Here is a 7492-nt window from a genome sequence, read left to right as displayed (position 1 = left end):
GGTGCGGGGTGCTCACGAGGTGGCTCCGAATCGGGGGGTGTGGACGTCGCCGAGGGCGACGTGGACGATCTTCGATTCGGTGTAGAAGTCGATGGAGTGGGCGCCGCCCTCGCGGCCCACGCCCGAGGCCTTGACCCCGCCGAAGGGGGTGCGCAGGTCCCGGACGTTGTGCGAGTTGATCCAGAGCATGCCGGACTCGACGGCGTGCGCGATGCGGTGGCCACGCTTGAGGTCGGAGGTCCAGATGTAGGCGGCCAGGCCGAACTGGGTGGCGTTGGCCAGCTCGATCGCCTCCGCCTCGGTGTCGAACGGCGCGACGGCGACGACCGGTCCGAAGATCTCCTCCTGGAAGATGCGGGCGTCGCGTTCGACGTCGGCGAAGACGGTCGGCTGGAGGTAGTTGCCCTCGCTCAGATGGTCCGGGCGGCTGCCACCCGCGACCAGCCGGGCCTCCTTCTTGCCGATCTCGACGTAGTTCAGGACGCGTGCGTAGTGCTCGGGGTGGACCAGCGCACCGACCTCGGTGGCGGGGTCGGCAGGCAGTCCCACGCGGACGTTCGCCGCCCGTTCGGCCAGGCGGCGGGTGAACTCCTCGTACACCGGCCGCTCGACCAGCACCCGCGAACCGGCGGTGCAGCGTTCGCCGTTGAGGGAGAACACCCCGAACACGACCGAGTCCAGGGCGGCTTCCAGGTCGGCGTCGGCGAAGACGACGGCCGGGGACTTGCCGCCGAGCTCCATCGAGGTCGTCTTCAGGGCTTCCGCGGAGGAGCGGATGATGTGGCGGCCCGTGTCCGTGGAACCGGTGAAGGAGATCAGCGGCACCTCCGGGTGGTCCACCAGGGCCTGGCCGGCCTCCTCGCCGATACCGTGCACGATGTTCACCACACCCGCCGGGACCCCGGCCTCCGCGAAGATCTCCGGCCACAGCGAGGCCGACAGCGGGGTCCACTCGGCGGGCTTCAGCACCAGCGTGCAACCGGAGGCCAGGGCGGGGGCCAGCTTCCAGCTCTCCAGCATGAACGGGGTGTTCCACGGCGTGATCAGCCCGGCCACCCCGACAGGGGTCCGCACGACATAGCTGAACTGGTCGTCGCCCTGCCGGAACGCCTCCTCGCCGAGCGCGACGATCACGTCCGCGAAGTAGCGGAAGTTCTCCGCCGCCCGCCGCGCCTGCCCCTTGGCCTGGGTGATGGGCAGCCCCGTGTCGTAGGTCTCGAAGGCGGCCAGCCGCTCATGACGGGCCTCGACCGCGTCCGCGATCCGGTTCAGTATGTTGGCGCGCTCCCGGTTGGAGATCCCCGACCAGGCCGGGAAGACGGCTCGCGCGGCGGCCACCGCCCGGTCGACGTCGGCCGCCGAACCACGCGCGGCCTGCGCGTACACGGAGTTGGAGACCGGGTCGGAGACGCCGAACGTCCGCCCGTCGGCGCTGTCCACCAGTTCGCCGCCGATCCAGTGCCGGATGGCCGAGGGCAGGTTCTCCATGGTCATGGTCAGGCTCCGATCGGTGCGGTGAGGTCGCCGCCCTCGGCGAGCAGCGCGCGGATCTTCGTCAGACCCGCCTCGGTGGGCGACGTCAGCGGCGGGCGGACGTGCGCGGAGGAGATACGGCCCTGCTGGGCGAGCACCCACTTCGCGGGCGCCGGGTTGGTCTCGACGAACAGCAGATCCACCAGCGGGTGCAGCCGGTAGTGCAGGTCACGGGCGGCGTCGAACTCGCCCGCCTCCCACAGCTCGTACATCCGCGCCACCGCCCCCGGCGCCAGGTTGGCCACCGCCGAGACGAAGCCGGCGCCGCCGAGCGCCAGCAGGGGCAGGCACAGCAGCTCGATGCCCGACCACACCAGCAGCGACCGTCCGCAGGCGTGCAGTACGCGCGAGAAGTGCTCGAAGTCCTTCGTCGTCTCCTTGACCCCGACGAAGTTCTCGAAGTCGGTGAACAGCCGCTTCACCGTCTCCGGCGCGATGTCGACGGCCGTGCGGGAGGGCACGTTGTAGGCCACGATCGGCAGGTCCGGGAACTCCCGGGCCACCGTCGCGTACCACTGGTACAGGGCCTCCTGAGTGGGGCGGGCGTAGTACGGCGTGATGACCAGGGCCGCATCCGCACCCAACTCCTGTGCGGAGGCGGTCATTTCGAGGGTCTCGTCGAGCTTGTGCGAGCCCGTGCCGGGCAGGAACGGCACCCGGTCGTCGATCACCTCCACCGCCGTCCGCATGCCCGCGATCCGCTCCGCCACCGTCTGCGCGCTGGGCTCCCCGGTGGATCCGCCCAGCGAGACGCCGTGCGAGCCGGACTCCAGCTGGAAGCGGATCAGCCTGGCCAGGCTCTCGTGATCGACCGCGCCCTCGGCGGTGAAAGGCGTCACGACCGGGGCGATCGAACCCCGGATCGTGGACGGGTCGCTGCGGAACTTCACTGTGTCTCTCCCTTGCACCAGTTGTCATAGACGTCCCGCCAGGCCGGGCCCAGCGGGTACAGGCCGTCGATGCTCTCGCCGCCGGCGACCTGCTCGGCGATGAACCGCTCCTGCCGCTCCTGCTCCCGGCAGTCCGCGACCAACTCGGCCGCCAGATCCGGGGGGACGACGACCACCCCGTCCGCGTCGCCGACGATCAGGTCGCCGGGCTGGACGAGGGCGCCGCCGCAGGCGATCGGCACACCGGTGTCCCACGGGACGTGCCGGCGGCCCAGGACGGACGGATGGCTGCCGGCCGCGTAGACCGGCAGGTCCAGGTCGGCGACGGCGGCGCTGTCGCGGACCGCCCCGTCGGTGACGACCCCGGCCGCGCCCCGCTTGGCCGCCCGCAGCGCGAGGATGTCGCCGAGCGTGCCGGCGGTTGCGTCGCGCCGGGCGTCCATGACGAGGACGTGCCCGGGGAGCAGCTGCTCGATCGCCCGCTTCTGGGCGTTCATCCCGGTGCCGTAGCGCTTGAACAGGTCCTCGCGCAGCGGCAGATACCGCAGGGTGTGGGCGACGCCGACCATGTTCGCCGAGCCCGGCCGCAGCGGTCGCACACCGTCGACGGACATGTGGGGCAGGCCGCGGGCACGCAGCTGGGCGCTCAGGGTCGCGACCGCCACCGATTTCAGGCCCGCTTCGAGCCCGGGGTCCACAAGGGGCCCGGCGGTGCCGTAGGCGGCGTCCCGTTCGGCCGGGTCGGCCTTGGGCATCGCACCGAACGGCTTCAGCGAGGGCCCGGCGGCGACCGGGTTGCGCAGCCGTCCGGTCGACAACTTGCCGCCGGTGACCTCGACTTCGACCACATCGCCGGGCGAGACCACCGAGGCGCCCGCCGGGGTTCCGGTCAGGATCACATCCCCCGGCTCCAGGGTGACCAGCCGGGACAGGTCGGCGACCAACTGCCCGAACGGGAACAGCAGCGTGTCGGTCGTGTCTTCCTGGACCAGCTCGCCGTTGACCCAGGTCCGCAGGCGCAGGGCGGCGGGGTCGACCAGGCGGGCGTCCAGCAGCCGCGGGCCGATCGGTGTGAAGCCGTCGGCGCCCTTGGAGCGGAGGTTGGAACCGCGGTCCGCATAGCGCAGGTCGTACACGCCGGCGTCGTTGGCAGCCGTCACCCATCGCACGTGCGACCAGCCGTCCTGCGGCGCCACGCGCTGTGCGCGCGAGCCGATGACGAGCGCGATCTCGCCCTCGAAGCCGAGGAGTTCGCAGCCGTCCGGCCGGACGATCGTCTCGCCCGTGCCGGACAACGACGAGGGCGGCTTCAGGAAGTAGGAGGGATGGGCCGGAGCCCGTCCGCGTTCCCTGGCCCGGCCGGGGTAGTTCAGGTGGACGGCGATGATCTTCGATGGGGGGTTCCCCAAGGGGTGTGGCACGGGGCTCCTTCAGGTGCCGGGCGTCTGGGCGTGGCCGCGGACGCGCTCGCGCAGGGCGAGCAGTCCGTGCACCGCGTCGAGGGAGGGGGAGGGGATGCCGGTGCGGCGCGCGAGTTCGCGTACGGCCCCGACGAGGGCGTCGAGTTCGAGGGGGCGGCCACGGTCGGCGTCCTGCAACATGGACGTGCGGAACGCGCCGAGCCTGCGGGCGATGTCGAGCCGCTCCGCGGCCGTCATGGCGCTCTTGATGCCCAGCGCGGCGCCGACGGCCGCCGTCTCCTCGAACATGGCGGCGCAGACCTGCCGTACGTCCCGGTCGTCGAGGATGTCGAGGACGGTGGCGCCGGTGAGTGCGCTCACGGGGTTGAGGTTGACGTTGCCCAGCAGCTTCTCCCAGATGTCGCGGCGGATGTCCGTGCCGGGTTCCGGGCGGAGGGGGCCCGCGGACAGGGCAGCGGCGCACCGCGTGACACGGTCGGAGATTCCGCCCGTCGGGTCACCGATGATCAGCCTGTCACCGCTGACGTGCGTCACCTCGCCGGGGCCGTCGACGATGCTGCTGAAGTGTGCGACGCCGGCCATCACGCGCTCGGCGGGCAGCACGGCCAGCAGCTCTCCGTCGGGGTCGACCGAGCGCAGGACGGGGTCCTCCCCGGCGTGGTCGACCGTGGACGGCAGCCACCAGGGCACTCCGTTGGCCACGACGAGGACGTCCGTGCCGCGCTCGATCCACGCGCGGATGGAACGGGCCGCCGACAGCAGGTGCTGGCTCTTGACGCAGAGGACGGCCAGATCCGGGACGGGAAGCCGCCCGGCGTCGTATGCCGCGGGGAACCAGTACCGTTGCTCGGTCCCCTCCTCCTGGCCGTGCAGGGCGAGCCCCTGCTCGGCGATCGCGTCCAGGTGCGGGCCCGGCCTGCCGAGGAGGGAGACCGCGGCGTCCGACGCGGCGAACGCCGTGGCAAGGGTGGCGCCGACGGCGCCCGGCCCGACGATGGTGATCCGATGTCCCATGGCAGTGAGCATGCGCTGCGGCGCAGACTGCGGCAATGTCGGAACCTACACTCGTGGGCACTGGCTGGTGTAGGTTCCGACATCCATGTTTATGTCCCGGACGGGAGGAACACGCATGACCGCCATGCTCCTCGGGCACCTTGTCGAGGCTCTGCAGGATGACGTCGTCAGCGTGCTGTCGAAGGGCGCCGAGGCCGAACCGAGGGTCGCCGGTGTCGAGTTGCTGGACTCTCACGAGGTCGTGCGGGCGACCGCGTCCGGCCACCTGCTGCTCGGCGTCGGCGTGGACATCGCGGACCTCGACGCGCTGGACGCCGCCCTACGGACGGCGGCGGACACCTCGTGCGCGCTCGCCGTCAAGTGCGCCGTTCCCGTGGATGAGGACCTGCTGGCGCGGATCCGCCCCACCGGGGTCCCCGTGCTGGCCGTCAATCCGCAGATGCCGTGGACGCGTGTCCAGCGCCTGGTCACCACCGTCCTGGCCGCGCGTGCGGCGGATTCCGACCCCGGCGGCTCGCCGACGGGCGGCGATCTGTTCTCCCTGGCCAACGCGGTCGCGGGAATCGTCGGCGGGGCTGTCGCGATCATGGACACACAACAGGTCATCGTCGCCTACTCGAACCTGCCCGACCAGCCCATCGACGAGACCCGGCGGCGCGGGATCCTGGGCAGGCGGGTGCCCGAGGACGCGATCGCCGATCACCTGGACCGGAAGGTGTGGACGAGCGACACGGTCGCACACCACCAACGGCCCGGAAACCTGCCGCGCCTGGCCGTGGTCGTCCGGGCGGGCGAGGACGTGCTCGGTTCCCTGTGGGTGGCGTTTCCCGACGACGCCTCGGTTCCCGAGTGCGGGCCCACCCTGCAGGAGGCGGCCCGGGTCGCGGCGCTGCACATGCTGGCGCTGCGCCGCCAGGTGGACGCGGAGCAGGAGAGCCGCGACCGCGCTCTGCGTTCCGCGCTGGAGGGCCGGGCGGGGCAGAGTGACCTGACCGACGGCGTCTGCCTCCCCGGCGTGCTGGTCGGGATGAGCGAGGCCGTACGAGAAGGCGGCGAGGCGTCCGACGCCGGCGCCGCGGCCCGGCGGCGCGCCGCTCTGCTGCGGCTGGTGGATCTGGCCGTCCTCGACAGCCGCTCCCTCGGTTACGAGCCGGCGGCCGCTCTGCTCGGCGACCGCGTCTACCTCCTGCTGCCCACCGCCGGTTCCGGACCCGTGTCCACCGGCGTCCTGCTCGACCACCTCCTGGACCGGGCCCGGCACAGCCTGCATCGCTCGTTCGTCGCGGTCAACTCACCGGCCGTAGGCGCACTTTCCCCCCTGCTCAGGGCCCGCCGGGACATCGACGCCGCGCTGGACCACCTGCGGGAACAGCGGGCGGACCCGGGCGCGTACCGCACCGAGGACCTGCGGCCGGAGTTGGTACTGCGGCGGCTCATCGGCGCCGTACGCGGCGACGCCGAACTGCGCACCGGCATCGTGGAACGGCTGCGGGCGCACGACGCCGAGCACGCCACCGAGTACGCGGTCACCCTGCTCGCGTATCTGCGACACTTCGGTGACGTCGTAGCGGCCAGCGGCGAGTTGCACATCCATCAGAACACGTTGCGGTTGCGGCTGCGCCGGGCCGAACAGCTGTTCGGGGTATCGCTCGCCGACCCGACGCGACGCCTTCTGCTGACGCTGGAACTGGCCGCGCTGACGCAGCCGTAATGGCGGATCGCACAGTGCGCGACGGTTTTTCATGGCGCCCTCAACATTGGCTGCCGGGCACTCGCGCGCCCATGCTCCTGGACACCGAGGCACGCTTCCCCACAGCGGCGAGGCCCGTGAAGCAATCGAGGAGCACAGCAGTGACCGTTCTGGACACCCAGACGCGTACGACGAAGCCCGTGGGCATGAGTGACGCGGAGTGGCAGGCGCGGCTCGAACTGGCCGCGTGCTACCGGATCTTCGACCACCTCGGCTGGGTCGAGATGGTCTTCAACCACATCACCGTGCGGGTGCCCGGCGAGGACGGACACCTCCTGATCAACCCCTTCGGCCTGATGTACGACGAGGTCACCGCCTCGAACCTGGTGAAGATCGACCTCGACGGGAACATCCTGTCGGACTCGGACTGGCCCATCAACGAAGCGGGTCTGCTGATCCACTCGGTGATCCACGCCAACCGGCCCGACGCGCACTGCATCATGCACACCCACACCACCGCAGGCACCGGCGTCGCCTGCCTGCGCGGCGGACTGGACCCGGACAACTTCTACGCCGCCCAGCTGCACGACATGGTCGCCTACCACAACTTCGAGGGCGTCACCGTCGACCCGGAGGAGAAGCCGCGCCTCGTGGCCAACCTCGGCGAGCGCAACCTGATGGTCCTGCGCAACCACGGCCTGCTGGCGCTGGGTCCGACCCTGCCCGCCGCGTTCTCCGCCCTGTGGACGCTGCAGCGGGCCTGCGAGATCCAGCTCGCCGCCCAGTCGTCCGGGCAGCCGCTGACCCCGGTGACCCTGGAGGCGGCAGTGCGCTCGACCAAGGAGTCCTTCCAGATGGGCGACCGAACCCAGGCAGGCCGCACCCTGTTCACCGCGCTGCGCCGTCGCATCGACCGCATCGCCCCCGACTACGCCGTCTGACCC

At 71.5% G+C, this 7492-nt stretch carries 6 protein-coding genes; 2 read left to right on the top strand and 4 right to left on the bottom strand.

Features of this window, described 5'->3' with window-relative positions; all coding sequences use genetic code 11:
- Positions 1 to 12 precede the first annotated feature (12 nt).
- Genes hpaE through FNH04_RS37380 form a run of 4 tightly spaced genes read right to left on the bottom strand, consistent with a single transcriptional unit; the run spans position 13 to position 4858 of the window.
- Positions 13 to 1494, bottom strand: coding sequence for a 5-carboxymethyl-2-hydroxymuconate semialdehyde dehydrogenase (hpaE, locus tag FNH04_RS37395; protein ID WP_152790284.1), 1482 nt, complete (start codon positions 1492 to 1494; stop codon positions 13 to 15).
- A 2-nt stretch (positions 1495 to 1496) separates the two neighbouring features.
- Positions 1497 to 2423 (bottom strand): 4-hydroxy-tetrahydrodipicolinate synthase, encoded by a 927-nt coding sequence (gene dapA / locus FNH04_RS37390; protein ID WP_322724973.1) that lies wholly within the window; start codon positions 2421 to 2423, stop codon positions 1497 to 1499.
- The gene (locus tag FNH04_RS37385) at positions 2420 to 3844 is read right to left on the bottom strand and encodes a fumarylacetoacetate hydrolase family protein (protein ID WP_322724972.1); all 1425 of its coding nucleotides are present in this window, start codon (positions 3842 to 3844) and stop codon (positions 2420 to 2422) included. Before FNH04_RS37385 ends, dapA begins: the two co-directional genes overlap by 4 nt.
- A gap of 9 nt (positions 3845 to 3853) precedes the next feature.
- The gene (locus tag FNH04_RS37380; RefSeq protein WP_194236943.1) at positions 3854 to 4858 is read right to left on the bottom strand and encodes a ketopantoate reductase family protein; all 1005 of its coding nucleotides are present in this window, start codon (positions 4856 to 4858) and stop codon (positions 3854 to 3856) included.
- A gap of 115 nt (positions 4859 to 4973) precedes the next feature.
- Between FNH04_RS37380 and FNH04_RS37375 the strand changes: the two genes are divergently transcribed.
- A complete protein-coding gene (locus FNH04_RS37375; protein WP_152790281.1) occupies positions 4974 to 6569 on the top strand; it encodes a PucR family transcriptional regulator in 1596 nt (531 codons plus the stop codon).
- A gap of 140 nt (positions 6570 to 6709) precedes the next feature.
- Positions 6710 to 7489, top strand: coding sequence for a class II aldolase/adducin family protein (locus tag FNH04_RS37370; RefSeq protein WP_322724970.1), 780 nt, complete (start codon positions 6710 to 6712; stop codon positions 7487 to 7489).
- Positions 7490 to 7492: the final 3 nt, after the last annotated feature.

The organism is Streptomyces phyllanthi (genome assembly GCF_009377205.1).
GTDB classification, from domain to species: Bacteria; Actinomycetota; Actinomycetes; order Streptomycetales; family Streptomycetaceae; genus Streptomyces; species Streptomyces phyllanthi.
Note: the sequence above shows the minus strand (reverse complement) of the source record. Positions and strands in the feature narration are given on the sequence as shown.

What these genes read in the sequence shown, in the direction of transcription:
- hpaE (WP_152790284.1), bottom strand. Translation starts at nt 1,494, where the DNA reads ATGACCATGGAGAACCTGCCCTCGGCCATCCGGCACTGGATCGGCGGC.
- FNH04_RS37375 (WP_152790281.1), top strand. Translation starts at nt 4,974, where the DNA reads ATGACCGCCATGCTCCTCGGGCACCTTGTCGAGGCTCTGCAGGATGAC.
- FNH04_RS37380 (WP_194236943.1), bottom strand. Translation starts at nt 4,858, where the DNA reads ATGGGACATCGGATCACCATCGTCGGGCCGGGCGCCGTCGGCGCCACC.